At 69.6% G+C, this 14,253-nt stretch carries 14 protein-coding genes; 6 read left to right on the top strand and 8 right to left on the bottom strand.

Going from position 1 to position 14,253, the window contains the following annotated elements; translation table 11 throughout:
• Positions 1-18 precede the first annotated feature (18 nt).
• The 3 genes from U8D42_RS24035 to U8D42_RS24025 all read right to left on the bottom strand — a co-directional run bounded on the left by U8D42_RS24035 (position 19) and on the right by U8D42_RS24025 (position 2,530).
• Positions 19-1,467, bottom strand: coding sequence for a catalase (locus tag U8D42_RS24035; RefSeq protein WP_322860803.1), 1,449 nt, complete (start codon positions 1,465-1,467; stop codon positions 19-21).
• Between the two features lie 43 nt (positions 1,468-1,510).
• A complete protein-coding gene (locus tag U8D42_RS24030) occupies positions 1,511-2,011 on the bottom strand; it encodes a hypothetical protein (protein WP_085241303.1) in 501 nt (166 codons plus the stop codon).
• A 147-nt stretch (positions 2,012-2,158) separates the two neighbouring features.
• The gene (locus U8D42_RS24025; protein WP_085241301.1) at positions 2,159-2,530 is read right to left on the bottom strand and encodes a hypothetical protein; all 372 of its coding nucleotides are present in this window, start codon (positions 2,528-2,530) and stop codon (positions 2,159-2,161) included.
• Between the two features lie 372 nt (positions 2,531-2,902).
• On the opposite strand from U8D42_RS24025, the gene U8D42_RS24020 reads away from it, so the two are divergent.
• Positions 2,903-4,333 carry a PPE domain-containing protein gene (locus U8D42_RS24020; protein ID WP_322860804.1) on the top strand — a complete coding sequence of 477 codons (1,431 nt, stop codon included), beginning with the start codon at positions 2,903-2,905 and terminating at the stop codon, positions 4,331-4,333.
• Between the two features lie 43 nt (positions 4,334-4,376).
• On the opposite strand, the gene U8D42_RS24015 is transcribed toward U8D42_RS24020, so the two are convergent.
• The 3 genes from U8D42_RS24015 to U8D42_RS24005 are packed head-to-tail and all read right to left on the bottom strand — an operon-like array spanning position 4,377 to position 7,824.
• On the bottom strand, positions 4,377-5,516 hold the full coding sequence (locus U8D42_RS24015) for a DUF4185 domain-containing protein (protein ID WP_322860805.1): 1,140 nt from the start codon (positions 5,514-5,516) through the stop codon (positions 4,377-4,379).
• Positions 5,517-5,523: 7 nt separating this feature from the next.
• Entirely contained in the window at positions 5,524-6,558 is a 1,035-nt protein-coding gene (locus U8D42_RS24010; RefSeq protein WP_322860806.1) for an aspartate-semialdehyde dehydrogenase, read from the bottom strand.
• The gene (locus U8D42_RS24005; protein ID WP_085241294.1) at positions 6,559-7,824 is read right to left on the bottom strand and encodes an aspartate kinase; all 1,266 of its coding nucleotides are present in this window, start codon (positions 7,822-7,824) and stop codon (positions 6,559-6,561) included. It abuts the gene before it with no gap.
• Positions 7,825-8,174: 350 nt separating this feature from the next.
• On the opposite strand from U8D42_RS24005, the gene leuA reads away from it, so the two are divergent.
• Complete coding sequence (leuA, locus tag U8D42_RS24000) at positions 8,175-10,016, top strand: 2-isopropylmalate synthase (protein WP_322860807.1); 1,842 nt, start codon at positions 8,175-8,177, stop codon at positions 10,014-10,016.
• 57 nt (positions 10,017-10,073) lie between these two features.
• Here the strand turns inward: leuA and U8D42_RS23995 are convergent, their stop codons facing one another.
• Positions 10,074-11,066 carry a DEDDh family exonuclease gene (locus tag U8D42_RS23995; protein WP_322860808.1) on the bottom strand — a complete coding sequence of 331 codons (993 nt, stop codon included), beginning with the start codon at positions 11,064-11,066 and terminating at the stop codon, positions 10,074-10,076.
• Positions 11,067-11,075: 9 nt separating this feature from the next.
• Here U8D42_RS23995 and U8D42_RS23990 point away from each other — a divergent pair, with 9 nt between their 5' ends.
• The 4 genes from U8D42_RS23990 to U8D42_RS23975 are packed head-to-tail and all read left to right on the top strand — an operon-like array spanning position 11,076 to position 13,629.
• Positions 11,076-11,201, top strand: a complete 126-nt coding sequence (locus U8D42_RS23990; RefSeq protein ID WP_322860809.1) for a hypothetical protein — start codon at positions 11,076-11,078, stop codon at positions 11,199-11,201.
• Positions 11,198-12,490, top strand: coding sequence for a Mur ligase family protein (locus U8D42_RS23985; RefSeq protein ID WP_322860810.1), 1,293 nt, complete (start codon positions 11,198-11,200; stop codon positions 12,488-12,490). The genes U8D42_RS23990 and U8D42_RS23985 overlap by 4 nt, the downstream gene beginning before the upstream one ends.
• Complete coding sequence (locus U8D42_RS23980) at positions 12,483-13,190, top strand: type 1 glutamine amidotransferase (protein WP_322860811.1); 708 nt, start codon at positions 12,483-12,485, stop codon at positions 13,188-13,190. The genes U8D42_RS23985 and U8D42_RS23980 overlap by 8 nt, the downstream gene beginning before the upstream one ends.
• A 1-nt stretch (position 13,191) precedes the next feature.
• Positions 13,192-13,629 (top strand): hypothetical protein, encoded by a 438-nt coding sequence (locus U8D42_RS23975; RefSeq protein ID WP_322860812.1) that lies wholly within the window; start codon positions 13,192-13,194, stop codon positions 13,627-13,629.
• 6 nt (positions 13,630-13,635) lie between these two features.
• Here the strand turns inward: U8D42_RS23975 and recR are convergent, their stop codons facing one another.
• The gene (gene recR, locus U8D42_RS23970) at positions 13,636-14,247 is read right to left on the bottom strand and encodes a recombination mediator RecR (protein WP_085241286.1); all 612 of its coding nucleotides are present in this window, start codon (positions 14,245-14,247) and stop codon (positions 13,636-13,638) included.
• Positions 14,248-14,253: the final 6 nt, after the last annotated feature.

Genomic DNA, 14,253 nt, shown 5'->3' with positions numbered 1-14,253 from the left:
AGGCACGCGGCCGGGCGGTCAGCCCCCGTTGGCCCGGACGCCCTCCTCGACCAACTTGGCGAGGTCGGGGTCGACGTTGCGCCAGTACTCGAACACCCGCGACAGCACCGGCTCCTTCACGCCCTTCGAGACGTGTCCAATGATGTTGTGCGCCAAGCGGTCCCGGGCCGCGTCGTCGAGAACCTCGCGGACCATGGTGCCGGCCTGGCCCCAGTCGTCGTCCTCGGGGTGCAGCGTGTACGCGGCGCGGACCATGTCGCCGTCGGCGTGCCAGCGCACCTCGGCGGCGCGGGCCGGGTCGGCGTGCGGGCCACCGTAGGAGTTCGGCGCATAGACGGGGTCGGAGGCGTTCTTCACCCGCATCGCCCCGTCCTTGGAGTAGCTGTTTACCTCGACCTTCGGCTCGTTGACCGGGATCTGCCGGTAGTTGGTCCCCAGCCGGGCGCGGTGCGCGTCAGAGTAGGAGAACCCGCGGGCCTGCAACATCTTGTCGGGGCTCAGCCCGGTGCCGGGCACGGTGTTGTTCGGCTCGAAGGCCGCCTGCTCGATCTCGGTGTGATAGTCGGTGACGTTGCGGTTCAGCGTCATCTTGCCGACGTCGATCAACGGGTAGTCGGCGTGCGGCCACACCTTGGTCAGGTCGAACGGGTTGAACCGGTAGCTCTTGGCCTCCTCGTACGGCATGATCTGCATCTTCAGCGTCCAGCTCGGGTGGTCGCCGCGCTCGATCGCCTCGTAGAGGTCGCGCTGGTGGTAGTCGCCGTCCTCGCCGGCCAGCCGGTCGGCGTCCTCCTGGGTCAGGAAGTCGATGCCCTGCTCGGTGATGAAGTGGTACTTCACCCAGAAGATCTCGCCCGCGGCGTTGATCCAGCTGTAAGTGTGACTGCTGTAGCCGTTCATGTGCCGCCACGTCTTGGGAATACCGCGGTCACCCATCAGCCAGGTCACCTGGTGCGCCGACTCCGGCGAGAGCGTCCAGAAGTCCCACTGCATGTTGTGGTCGCGCAGGTTCGTGGCCTGCATGCGCTTTTGCGACCGGATGAAGTGCTGGAACTTCAGCGGGTCCCGCATGAAGAAGACCGGCGTGTTGTTGCCGACCAGGTCGAAGTTGCCCTCGCTGGTGTAGAACTTCAGCGCGAAGCCGCGGGGGTCGCGCCAGGTGTCCGGGCTGCCGCGCTCGCCGGCGACGGTGGAGAACCGGGCCAGCATGTCCGTCTTGGTGCCGGGCTGGAAGACCGCGGCCCTGGTGTACTTGCTGACGTCGTTGGTGACCTCGAAGGTGCCGAAGGCGCCGCCGCCCTTGGCGTGCGGCTGCCGCTCCGGGATGCGTTCCCGGTTGAACTGGGCCATCTGCTCGATCAGGTAGTGGTCCTGCAGCAGGATGGGGCCGTCGGGGCCGACGGTCAACGACTGGTCGTCGCTGGGTGCAGCGATGCCGGCGTCAGTGGTGGTGAAACGCTCCGTCATGTCGCTATCTCCTCGATTGCTGGGCTGACGCGCTCATGGGGTGTTACGGGCGCGGCGCGGGCGTGCTCGGCGTCGGGCTTGCCGACGGCCCACCGGGGCCGCTCACGCCGGGACCGCCCCCGGGGCCGCCGGGTCCACCCGGGCCACCGGGCGGCATCGGGACGATCAGCGCCGGGCCGCCGGAATTCCACGGGCCGCCAGGGCCGGGACCGCCGGACCCCCACGGCCCGGGGCCGGGACCGGGGCCCCACGGGCCGGTACCGGGACCGGGCCCCCACGGGCCGTTGCCCGGGCCGGGTCCGCCCGGGCCGCCACCAGGTGTGAACATCTGGCCGTGGTGGTAGTGGCAGTGGTGGTAGTGACCGAACAAAAAGGCACCGGCGAAGAACACGGTGGAGATGATGAAGACGATTCCGGCGACGATGACCACCCATGCGGCGGCCGTATAGAGCCGCGGGGGCTTCACCCGCTCGGGGCGCGGCGGCGGGGGTGGCACGGGTGCGGCGGTCGGCGGGGGCGGCGGCGGTTCGGGTGTCTCGCTCATGCCTTGAATCATGCCCAGGGGCGCGGCGGCCGTAACAGGTTCGGGACCACAAACTTGCTGTGAATCCGGAGCCGGCGCTGACTGAACGACGGGCAGCCCGGTGCTCTGCCGAGCACCGGGCTGCTGGTTGTTCGGTGAAGGGTTGGACTACCGGCCCGGGGCGACCGACGACGGGATCTGGCTGGGCCCGGGGGCGCCGGGGGTCGCCGACGCGGGCCCGCCCTGCTGGATGCCGGCCGGTCCGCCGGCACCCGGGCCGCCCGGACCGCCCATGCGGTGCGGGTGCATGAACGCCGCGTGGTGCTTGTGGTGGTGGCCGCCGTGGTGGCCGCCGCGGTGGCCGAGGATGAAGCCGGTGAAGAACACGACCGCGACGATGAACACGATCCCGGCGACGATGGCGACCCACGCGGCGAGTTGGAAGACCCGCGGGGCCCGGTATGCCGCCGCGGCTTCCGCGGCGGCCGGTGCGGTGGCGGTGGAGGACCGCGCGATGGGGGTTTCGGATGTTTCACTCATGAGACAAATGATGAAGCCGTTAACACCAGTTGCGGCTATGCGCTCCTTATGTAGCAGCTGTGAGCGCAAGGGGCCCACCGCTCGGCTTCGCCGGGCCGAATGGATCAAACCGGGCCGATTCGCAATCCGTAGAAATCGGCGCGTACCAGCCCCCCGTCGGTGACTTAGGATGGCACGTGGTAGCGGCCGGCGCGCCACTGCACCGCTCGCATGACCGGCACAACGAGAGGAACGGTCGGTGGGTGCAATGTATTTGGCCGCCGTCAGGCAAGGCGGAGAGCAAGCACCCCGGCGTCACCGGCTGCCGAAGGCGCTCCCCAGGACATGACCCAGCCGGCCAGGGTCGCTGCAGCACAAGGAGATTGAGCCGATATGACGCAGACGCTGAACGTCGAATATCAGGAACTCATCGCGCGCGCTGAAGAACTCGAGCAACCGCTGCCAACCGTCCCGTCCACCAATCCGCAAGGCCCCTGCAACCTTTCGTTCATCCACGATACCGCTGCACGACTCGCATTCACCGCCGACACGTTTCGGATGTACCTCAAAGGGTGCGAACGGGAATGGAAGAGTCTGGCGAAATCGCTGAGGAACGCGGCAAAGGCCTATGAAGAGGTCGACACCGGGGCCGCGGAGGACATCGACAAGATCCTGACCGACGGCTCTTCCGCCGCGGCCATGGCGCCGGTGCAAGTGGTCGCGGAGGAGGAGCCGTGGTCACCGCCCCCACCCGCGGCCGCGGCGGCGCCGTTCGAATACCCCTATTACGAAGTCAGACGGGCGGCGGCGGACATCGAGTCCGGTGACCAGGGAACCGCATTCAGGGCGTTTGCGCAGGAATGGGAGTCGTTCCAACGGGCGCTTCGGGAGCAAACGAATCGGTTCCGGCTCTTCAATAGCTGGGAGGGTGAGGCGACGGCGCAGGTCGAGCAGAATTTCCAGCGGCAAAAGGAGTGGATCTACTCGATGGCGAAATTGTGCGGTGACCTCGCGCAGCAGGCCAACAGGGTCGTCGACGTGCACAAGAAGGCCACCGCCACCACCGGGTACAACAACCAGCACGCCCTTGATGGCGCGCACCCCACGTCCTATGAAATATCGCAGTGCGATTATTGGTACAGGCGCTACATGGAATCCAACAATCAGTACTACGTGACCGTCACCATTCAATGGTATGAGAAGCTGCAGGCAACCTCGGAATCGGCGCTGAAGTATTACGTTCAGTATGCGAACTTGCCGTTGAAGGCGCTCACCCCGGATACGCCTCCCAAGGCGACGGTCATCAAGCCGCCCGACAAAACGCCAAAGCCCAACCCGGGCGATCCCAACGCGGAAAATCCCAACCCGGATGATCCCGACGCGAGTCCCAAGCCGGAACCGAAGCCCACCCCGGGCGGCGGGACGCCCACCCCGGGCGGCGGGACGCCCACCCCGGGCGGCGGGACGCCCACCCCCGCGCAGATCGGTCAGCTTGCGGGCAACATTTCGCAAGGTATGCAGGGCTTTTCCGAAGGGATGCAGGGCGCTACGCAGGGGGTGCAGGGCATCATGCAGGGCATCCAGGGCTTCGCGCAGGGCGGCGGCTCGATGCCGGCTTCACTCGCCTCGGACACCACCGCGATCGACCCGCAAGCGGACGCGGAAAACAAGGACGACGACAAGAAGGACGACGAGGAAACGCAGGACCAGGCGACACTCGTCGACGGCGCCGCCGCGGGCGATCAGGCTTCCGGGGCCGCCCCCACCGCGCCACCGGCTGCCGGCGGCCAGGCGGGGGCGGCGCCTTCGGAAGTGGTGCTCTGACAAGGCCGCGGCGAGCGGGCGCCGGTTCGTCGGGTCGGCAGGATCACGGTTTGAACGGATTCACCGCGAACTGGATGACCCGGTAGGGCGCCGCGACCCGGGCCCGAGTGTCCCACTGGCTCACGAAGATTCGCAGCTCGTCGAGGGTGGAGCCGGGCGAGATGTACCCGCCGTACGGTTGGGCGAGCCGGTTGTCGTAGGGCGGCGGCAGGCTCTCCGCGGGATCCGGCCACTCGTCGTGCTGCACCACCGTGGTCACCGGGGCGTCGCCCAGCCCGGTCGGGTCGTCGGCGACGCGGACCTCCATGTTGCCGGTGACCGAGTTGAAATACGACAGCACGGCCTTGCCGTCGATCTGCCGGATGCACAGCTCGCCGACGGCGTCCGGCCACAGCGGGGTGGGCGGCCTGCCCCAGCCGCCGTGCGGGCCGGCCGCCCAGCCCTGCCACCGGGACCGGTCGGTGAACGCCTGCGGGGTGGCCCGATACAGCACGACGGGGTCGCGGCGGGTGAAGCTGTCCGCCACGATGTACACCCACCCGGTGGGCGAGTCCGGGGTGGGGATCGGGTCGTAGTAGCCGCTGATCTGGGTCTGCGAGCCGCCCTGATAGGAGGCGGGTCGCCGCGATCCGGCGATGGTCTGCCACCCCGCCCGCGCCGGCTCGGCCGTCACCAGCCGTGAGCTTTGCGGCTCCAGGTTCTTCGTCGTCGTCACCATCACGTAGTTGCGCCGGTTGATCTGCACCACCCCGGCGGGCAGCTGCGAGGCGCCCGGCGGGGCCGGGTCGGCCAGCAGCGGATGGCTGATCCCGGTGACGCCGGTGTAGCGCACGCCGGCCGGGTCGTCGACGGACGCGGTGTCCACGTGCAGCGCCACCGGGGCGTACCAGCCGCCGAACCCCACCCCCTGCCCGGCGAAGCTGTCGCCGCACACCTGCAACAGTTCGGTGGGGAACTCCACGAACTCACACAGGTCCGTGGCGCCGATGCCGTAGTCCCCGGTGGGGGTGCCGGTGCCGGCCGTGGGGCCGATCCGCAACACCTGACCGGGTGCCAGCGGACCCACGATGGGCTCGGGGGCCGGCGCCGGCGGGTCGGCGCGGGCAAGCCAACACCATTGCGGCGCAAGCAGAGTCAGTGCAAGCGAGCACCGCGCGACCAGTCGGGCAGGCGCGGTGCTCACCCGCGGATCACAGCTGGGCGGCCAGCAGCTCGGCGATCTGGATGGTGTTCAGCGCCGCCCCCTTGCGCAGATTGTCCCCGGACACGAACAGGGCCAGGCCGCGCCCGTCGGGCACGCCCGGGTCGCGCCGGATGCGGCCGACCAGCGACTCGTCGACGCCGGCGGCCGCCAACGGGGTCGGCACGTCGACCACCTTGACCCCGGGCGCGCCGTCGAGCAGTTCGCGGGCGCGTTCGGGCGACAGCGGCCGGGCGAATTCGGCGTTGATCGACAGCGAGTGCCCGGTGAACACCGGCACCCGCACACACGTACCGCTGACCGCCAGCTCGGGGATGCCGAGAATCTTGCGGCTCTCGTGCCGCAGCTTCTGGTCCTCGTCGGTCTCGCCGGAGCCGTCGTCCACCAGCGAGCCGGCCAGCGGCACCACGTTGAACGCGATCGGCGCCACATAGGTCTTGGGCGCGGGGAAGGCGACCGCGGAGCCGTCGTGCACCAACCGCTCGGCGTCGTCGATGACCGCGCGCGCCTGCGTCGCCAGCTCCTCGACCCCGGCCAGACCGCTGCCCGACACCGCCTGGTAGCTCGAAACCACCAGCCGGGTCAGCCCGGCCTCGTCGTGCAGCACCTTGAGCACCGGCATGGCGGCCATCGTGGTGCAGTTCGGGTTGGCAATGATGCCCTTGGGTCTGCGGTGCGCGTCCCGCTCGAAGTTCACCTCGGACACCACCAACGGCACGTCGGGGTCCTTGCGCCACGCCGACGAGTTGTCGATCACCGTCACCCCGGCCGCGGCGAACCGCGGCGCCTGCACCAGCGACATGGTCTTGCCGGCGGAGAACAACGCGATGTCCAGCCCGGCCGGGTCCGCCGTCGCCGCGTCCTCGACCTCGATCTCCTGACCGCGGAACTCGAGCTTGCGCCCCCGGGAGCGGGAGGACGCGAAGAACCGCACCGACGTGGCGGGAAAGTCGCGCTCGTCGAGCAATCTGCGCATCACCTGGCCCACCTGGCCGGTGGCGCCCACCACGCCTATCGCAACCATCTACCTGCCCGTCCCCGCGTACACCGTCGCCGACTCGTCGCCGCCGAGCCCGAACGCCTCGTGCAACGCCACGACGGCCTTGTCTAGTTCGGTGTCGCGGCACAGCACCGAGATGCGGATCTCGGAGGTGGAGATCAGCTCGATGTTGACGCCGACCTCGGCCAGGGCTTCACAGAAGGTCGCGGTGACGCCGGGGTGGCTGCGCATGCCCGCGCCGATCAGCGACACCTTGCCGATGTGGTCGTCGTACAGCAGCTGGCTGAACCCGATCTCGTCCTTGAGTGCATCCAGCTTGGCCACCGCCGTGGGCCCGCTGTCCCGCGAGCAGGTGAAGGTGATGTCGGTCTTGCCGTCCTCGATCTTGGAGACGTTCTGCAGCACCATGTCGATGTTGACCTCGGCGTCGGCGACGGCCCGGAAGACGCGCGCCGCGTAGCCGGGGATGTCGGGGATGCCGACGACGGTCACCTTGGCCTCGCTGCGGTCGTGCGCGACTCCGGTCAGGATGGGGTCTTCCATTGGCTTGTCCTTGATCGATCCGACGACGACGGTGCCCGGCTTGTCCGAGTACGACGAGCGGACGTGCACCGGAATGTTGTACCGGCGGGCGTATTCCACGCAGCGCAGCATCAGCACCTTGGCGCCGCACGCCGCCATTTCGAGCATCTCCTCGAAGGTCACGGTGTCCAGCCGGCGCGCGTTGTGCACGATCCGCGGGTCCGCGGTGAAGATGCCGTCCACGTCGGTGTAGATCTCGCAGACGTCGGCGTGCAGTGCGGCGGCCAGCGCCACGGCGGTGGTGTCCGAGCCACCGCGGCCCAGCGTGGTGACGTCGCGGGTGTCCTGGCTGACGCCCTGGAACCCGGCGACCAGCACGATGCGCCCCTCCTCGAGCGCCTCCTGCAGCCGGCCCGGAGTGACCTCGATGATCTTGGCGTTGCCGTGCGTGCCGGTGGTGATCACGCCGGCCTGCGAGCCGGTGAACGAGCGCGCCTGCGCGCCCAGCGACTCGATCGCCATGGCCACCAGAGCGTTGGAGATGCGCTCGCCGGCGGTCAGCAGCATGTCGAGTTCGCGCGGCGGCGGGGCCGGGCACACCTGCTGGGCCAGATCCATCAGGTCGTCGGTGGTGTCGCCCATCGCGGAGACCACCACGACGACGTCGTTGCCCTGCTTCTTGGTCGCGACGATGCGCTCGGCGACGCGGCGGATCCGATCGGCATCGGCCACCGAGGATCCGCCGTACTTTTGCACGACGAGCGCCACTGTTGGTCTTCCTGTCTTCTGAGTCTCTGCGCTGATTGCGCGTTAAGTCCACAACAGAATACGTGCCTGCCCATCCGGGTTTTTGGCGCTGTCTGCGGGTACCGCTTGAATCGAGTCTGAGCTGGAGGCCCGGTGTGTGAGTTCAGGGCGGGGCTTTCGCGATTCCCCCGCCCCGGACTCACCCGCAAAGCCGTCGTCGCACACTCGGCGCCGGGGATTCCCAGCCAGCTTCCGCGCAATTTTTACCCGAGCGCCAAAAGCGGTAGAGTTGCCGACGTGCAGCGGGTGCTCCTCCTCGGACGCCGCGACGGGGTCTGATCCAGACCGGCCTCCCGTCGCGGGTGTTCGCGATGCGCCGGTCTGAGGTTCCTTCTGACACCCCCGGAGCAAACACCGTGACTTCCAACCCCGACGCCTACACCTCGGCGCGAAACATCACCAAACCCGCGGGACCGCCGCGGCCGGGCCAGCCCGCCTGGAATCCTCAGCGGGGCTCGGCGATGCCGGTCAACCGGTACCGGTCCTTCGCCGAAGAGGTCGAGCCCATCCGGCTGCCCGACCGCACCTGGCCCGACCGGGTCATCGACCGCCCGCCACTGTGGTGCGCGGTGGACCTGCGCGACGGCAACCAGGCGCTGATCGACCCGATGAGCCCGACCCGCAAGCGCCGCATGTTCGACCTGCTGGTGCGCATGGGCTACAAGGAGATCGAGGTCGGATTCCCCTCGGCCAGCCAGACCGACTTCGACTTCGTGCGCGAGATCATCACCGACGGCGCCATCCCCGACGACGTCACCATCCAGGTGCTGACCCAGTGCCGTCCCGAACTCATCGAGCGCACGTTCGCGGCGTGCGACGGCGCTCCGCGGGCCATCGTGCACTTCTACAACTCGACGTCAATCCTGCAGCGCCGCGTGGTGTTTCGCGCCGACCGGGCCGCGGTGCAGGCGATCGCCACCGAAGGCGCCCGCAAGTGCGTCGAGGAAGCCGCCAAATACCCTGGCACACAATGGCGTTTCGAATATTCGCCGGAGTCCTACACCGGCACCGAGCTCGAGTACGCCAGGCAGGTGTGCGACGCCGTCGGCGAGATCATCGCGCCGACCCCGGAAAACCCGATCATCTTCAACCTGCCCGCCACGGTCGAGATGGCTACTCCCAACGTCTATGCCGACTCGATCGAGTGGATGAGCCGCAACCTGGCGCGTCGCGACTCCGTCATCTTGAGCCTGCATCCGCACAACGACCGCGGAACCGCCGTCGCCGCAGCCGAATTGGGATACCAGGCGGGCGCCGACCGGATCGAGGGCTGCCTGTTCGGCAACGGCGAGCGCACCGGCAACGTGTGCCTGGTGACGTTGGGGCTCAACCTGTTCTCCCGCGGCGTGGACCCGCAGATCGACTTCTCCAACATCGACGAGATCCGCCGCACCGTGGAGTACTGCAACCAGCTGCCGGTGCACGAGCGTCACCCCTACGGCGGGGACCTGGTCTACACCGCCTTCTCCGGCAGCCACCAGGACGCCATCAACAAGGGCCTGGACCAGATGAAGATCGACGCGGACGCGGCGGACACCGATGTCGACGACATGCTCTGGCAGGTGCCCTACCTGCCGATCGACCCCAAGGACGTCGGGCGCACCTACGAGGCGGTGATCCGGGTCAACTCGCAGTCCGGCAAGGGCGGGGTGGCCTACATCATGAAGTCCGACCACGGCCTGGCGCTGCCCCGGCGGCTTCAGATCGAGTTCTCCCAGGTGGTCCAGAAGATCACCGAGGGCGAGGGCGGCGAGGTCTCGCCGAAGGAGATGTGGGACGCCTTCTACGACGAGTACCTGGCGCCGGTGTGGCCGCTGGAGCGGATGAAGCAGCGGGTCGAGGCGTCGGAGGAGGACAGCGGCAACACCACGATCGCGGCGACCGTGAAGGTCAACGGCGTGGAGTCCGAGATCAGCGGCGCCGGCAACGGCCCGCTGGCGGCGTTCGTCCACGCGCTGGGCGACGTGGGGTTCGACGTCGCGGTCCTGGACTACTCCGAGCACGCGATGAGCGCCGGCGACGACGCGCAGGCCGCCGCGTACGTGGAGGCGTCGGTCAACGGCCGCACGGTGTGGGGCGTCGGCATCGCGCCGTCGATCACCACCGCATCACTGCGGGCGGTCGTGTCGGCGGTCAACCGCGCATCGCGCTAACGCCGATCAGCAAGCGCGGCGCTGGCGCCGGGCGTCGGCACCATCCGGCCTAGGCGGTCAGAACAGCGCGAGCTGCTGATCCACCGCGGTGGTGTCGGTGAATTCCTCCATGCTGGTACCGCCGACGACGGCACGGATGCAGTCCAGGAACTCCGCGTCGGAGAGCACCGGGATGCCCAACTGCCGAGCCAGATAGCCCTTGCCCTGGTCCGGGGCGGGGTGGTTGCAGACCACCAGCGAGGTCTCCCCGTCGACCGCGTCGCTGTAGGCCAACCCGGCATGCAGGATCCGCTCCACGAGCTCGTCGTGGGTGCGCCCCACCTCGGCCGCCAGCGCCACTCGCATGCCCTGCACCAGCGGCCTGCCAGACACGTAATGGCCGGGGTTGAGATACGGGCAGGGCATCCGGGATGCCAGCACCTTCAACGGGCGCAGCTCGTCGTGGGTGACGCGGCCGTTCGGCCACCGGCGCCGGGTCACCGGACGCACGGGCAGCCAGACGTCGCGTTCACGCGCCCGCTCGAGCGCCGAGGCCAGCACACCGGTCAGCACCAGCGCGTCGTCGAAGGCGTCGTGCGGCCGTTCCTGGGTCACGCCCCAGTGCGCCGCCAGCGTCTCCAACCGCAGGTTGTCGATGCCGAGGTCCAACCGCCGCGCGAGCTCGACCGTGCACATCACCGAGTCGATGGGCAATTCGGCCTCGGCGAGCTCGGCTTCGGCGGCCAGGAACGCGTAGTCGAACGCGACGTTGTGGGCCACCAGCGTGCGGCCGTCCAGCACCTTGACGACGTCGTCGACGACGTCGGCGAACTGCGGCTGGTCTTCCAGCATGGCGGCGGTCAGGCCGTGCACGTGGGTGGGACCCGGGTCCACGCCGGGGTTGAGCAGGCTGACGACGGACTGCTCGACGCGACCGTCGGAGTCGAGGCCGAGCACCGCGAGGCTGATGACCCGCGCCTGCCCCGGCCGGAAGCCCGACGTCTCGACGTCGATGACGGCCCAGCCCCCGACCGGCTCGCTGGCCGGCCGACCCCAGGACATGCCGTTCATGAGTTGAGGATGGCACGTCCGACCGACATCGCCTGGTCGCTGCACATCGTGTCGGCCGCTGAATTCGATGAGGGCGACCCGCAGCGCCCGGCGCTCTGCGCCGCGCTTGCGATCGCCCTTAAACTGCCCGGGTGATCACCACCCGCGCACGTCTCGCCCTCGCCGCGGGAGCGAGCGCGCGTTGGGCGTCGCGGGTGACCGGACGCGGGGCCGGGGCGATGATCGGCGGGCTGATCGCCATGACCCTGGACCGATCGGTGCTGCGCCAGCTCGCGGCCGGACGGCGCACCGTCGTCGTCACCGGCACCAACGGCAAGTCGACGACCACCCGGATGACCGCGGCGGCGCTGGGCACGCTGGGGCCGGTGGCTACCAACGCCGAGGGCGCCAACATGGACGCCGGCCTGGTCGCGGCGCTGGCCGCCAACCGCGAGGCACCGCTGGCGGCCCTGGAAGTCGACGAGATGCACGTGCCGCACGTGTCGGATGCCGTCGAGCCCGCGGTCGTCGTGCTGCTCAACCTGTCGCGCGACCAGTTGGACCGCGTCGGCGAGATCAACGTCATCGAGCGCACGCTGCGGGCCGGGTTGGCGCGGCACCCGTCGGCGGTCGTCGTCGCCAACTGCGACGACGTGCTCATGACGTCGGCGGCCTACGACAGCCCGAACGTGGTGTGGGTGGCCGCGGGCGGCTCGTGGGCGAACGATTCGGTCAGCTGCCCGCGCAGCGGCGAGGTCATCGTCCGCGACCCCTCAATAAAGGGAGGCCACTGGTTTTCCACCGGAGCGGACTTCAAGCGGCCCAGCCCCCAGTGGTGGTTCGACGACGAGAAGCTGTACGGGCCCGACGGGCTGGCCCTGCCGATGCGGCTGGCGCTGCCGGGCGCGGTCAACCGCGGCAACGCCGCGCAGGCCGTCGCCGCGGCCGTGGCGCTGGACGCGGACCCCGCCAAGGCCGTCGCGGCCGTCAGCCGGGTCGACGAGGTCGCCGGGCGCTACCGGACCGTCCGCATCGGTGACCACGAGGTGCGCATCCTGCTGGCCAAGAACCCCGCCGGCTGGCAGGAGGCGCTGTCGATGGTCGACAAGCAGGCGGCCGGCGTGGTCATCGCGGTGAACGGCCAGGTCCCCGACGGCGAGGACCTGTCCTGGCTGTGGGACGTGCGCTTCGAGCATCTCGCTGGTGAGCCTCGTGCGTCACGAGGCGAATCCGGCGAGGAACGGCAGCGCGAGAAGACCCGGGTGGTCGCCGCCGGCGAGCGGGGCACCGACCTCGCGGTGCGCCTGGGATACGCCGGCGTGGACCACACCCTGGTGCACGACACCCTGGCGGCCGTCGCGTCCTGCCCGCCGGGGCGGGTCGAGGTCGTCGCCAACTACACCGCGTTCCTCCAGCTGCAACGGGCATTGGCGCGCCATGGCTGACTCGACCGTGCGCATCGGGCTGGTGCTGCCCGACGTGATGGGCACCTACGGCGACGGCGGCAACGCGCTGGTGCTGCGCCAGCGGCTGCGGCTGCGGGGCATCGCCGCCGACATCGTCGAGATCACGCTGGCCGACCCGGTGCCGGAGTCGCTGGACCTCTACACCCTGGGCGGGGCGGAGGACTACGCGCAGCGGCTGGCCACCAAGCACCTGATCAAGCATCCGGGGCTGCAGCGCGCCGCGGAGCGGGGGGCGCCCGTGCTGGCGATCTGCGCCGCCGTGCAGGTGCTGGGGCAGTGGTACGAGACGTCGGCGGGTGAACGGGTCGACGGCGTCGGCCTGCTCGACGCCGTCACGTCGCCGCAGCAGGCCCGCACCATCGGCGAGCTGGTCAGCAAGCCGCTGCTGCCCGAGCTGACCCAGCGGCTCACCGGTTTCGAGAACCACCGGGGCGGCACCGTGCTCGGCCCCGCCGCGTCGCCGCTGGGGGCGGTGACCAAGGGCGCGGGCAACCGGGCGGGCGACGGCTACGACGGCGCGGTGCAGGGCAGCGTGGTCGCCACCTACATGCACGGGCCGTGCCTGGCCCGCAATCCCGAGCTGGCCGACCTGCTGCTGAGCAAGGTGGTGGGTGAGCTGGCGCCGTTGAACCTGCCAGAGGTGGAGTTGTTGCGCCGGGAGCGATTGGCGGTGCGCTGACGTGACGAAAGACATCGCGAGAAGCAGCCGGCCGGGGTGGGCGGGCGGCGGCGCCCTGCTCGTCGCAGCCGCATTGATTACGCCGGTGCCCGCGCACGCCGCCCCGGAGGTGCCGAGCGGTCGATACACCGTGCTCTATACCGACAGCGACAAGTCGACCAATTGGCTGTTCGCCCCGTGCGGGTCGGACTGCACCCTGGCGACCTCGCAGGACGGCGGGACGTTCGTCATCAGCTGGGAGTTCGACCTCGCGAACGGACGCTGGACCCACAGCGGCGCGACGCAGGCGCCGTGCGCGAACGGAGCCTCGGTCCCGGCAACCGTCGACTACAGCTTCGACGCCGTGTCACTTGCCGGTGAGGGCCGGACGACCACGTCGGACGGGTGCGGAGGTCCAGGCTCGACCGTCACTCGGCCGTTCCGACTGATCAAGTCCTGAGCGGCCTCAGACCATCGCCCGGCGCCCGGCGAGGGCGCGGCCCAGCGTCAGCTCGTCGGCGAACTCCAGGTCGCCGCCCATCGGTAGCCCGGAGGCGATCCGTGTCACGGTCAAGCCGGGGATATCGCGCAGCATCCGCACCAGGTAGGTGGCGGTCGCCTCGCCCTCGGTGTTGGGATCGGTGGCAATGATCACTTCGGCGATGTCCACATCGTCCACCCGCTCCCCGATCCGGCTCAGCAGCTCGCGGATCCGCAGCTGGTCGGGCCCGACCCCGGAGAGCGGATCCAGCGCACCGCCCAGCACGTGGTAGCGGCCGCGGAACTCGCGGGTGCGCTCGACGGCCTGGACGTCCTTGGGCTCCTCGACGACGCACACCAGCGAGCCGTCGCGGCGGGGGTCCGAGCAGATCCGGCAGCGCTCGTTGTCGGAGACGTTGCCGCACACCGCGCAGAACCGCACACCGTCGCGGACCTTCCCGAGCGCCGCGGTCAGCCGGTCGATGTCCGGCGGTTCGACGGACAACAGGTGGAAGGCGATGCGTTGCGCGCTCTTGGGCCCGATGCCCGGCAGCTTGCCGAGCTCGTCGATCAAATCCTGGACGGGTCCTTCAAACATGTCGGC

It is taken from the genome of Mycobacterium europaeum, assembly GCF_034555895.2.
In the GTDB taxonomy this organism is placed as follows: domain Bacteria; phylum Actinomycetota; class Actinomycetes; order Mycobacteriales; family Mycobacteriaceae; genus Mycobacterium; species Mycobacterium europaeum.
Note: the sequence above shows the minus strand (reverse complement) of the source record. Positions and strands in the feature narration are given on the sequence as shown.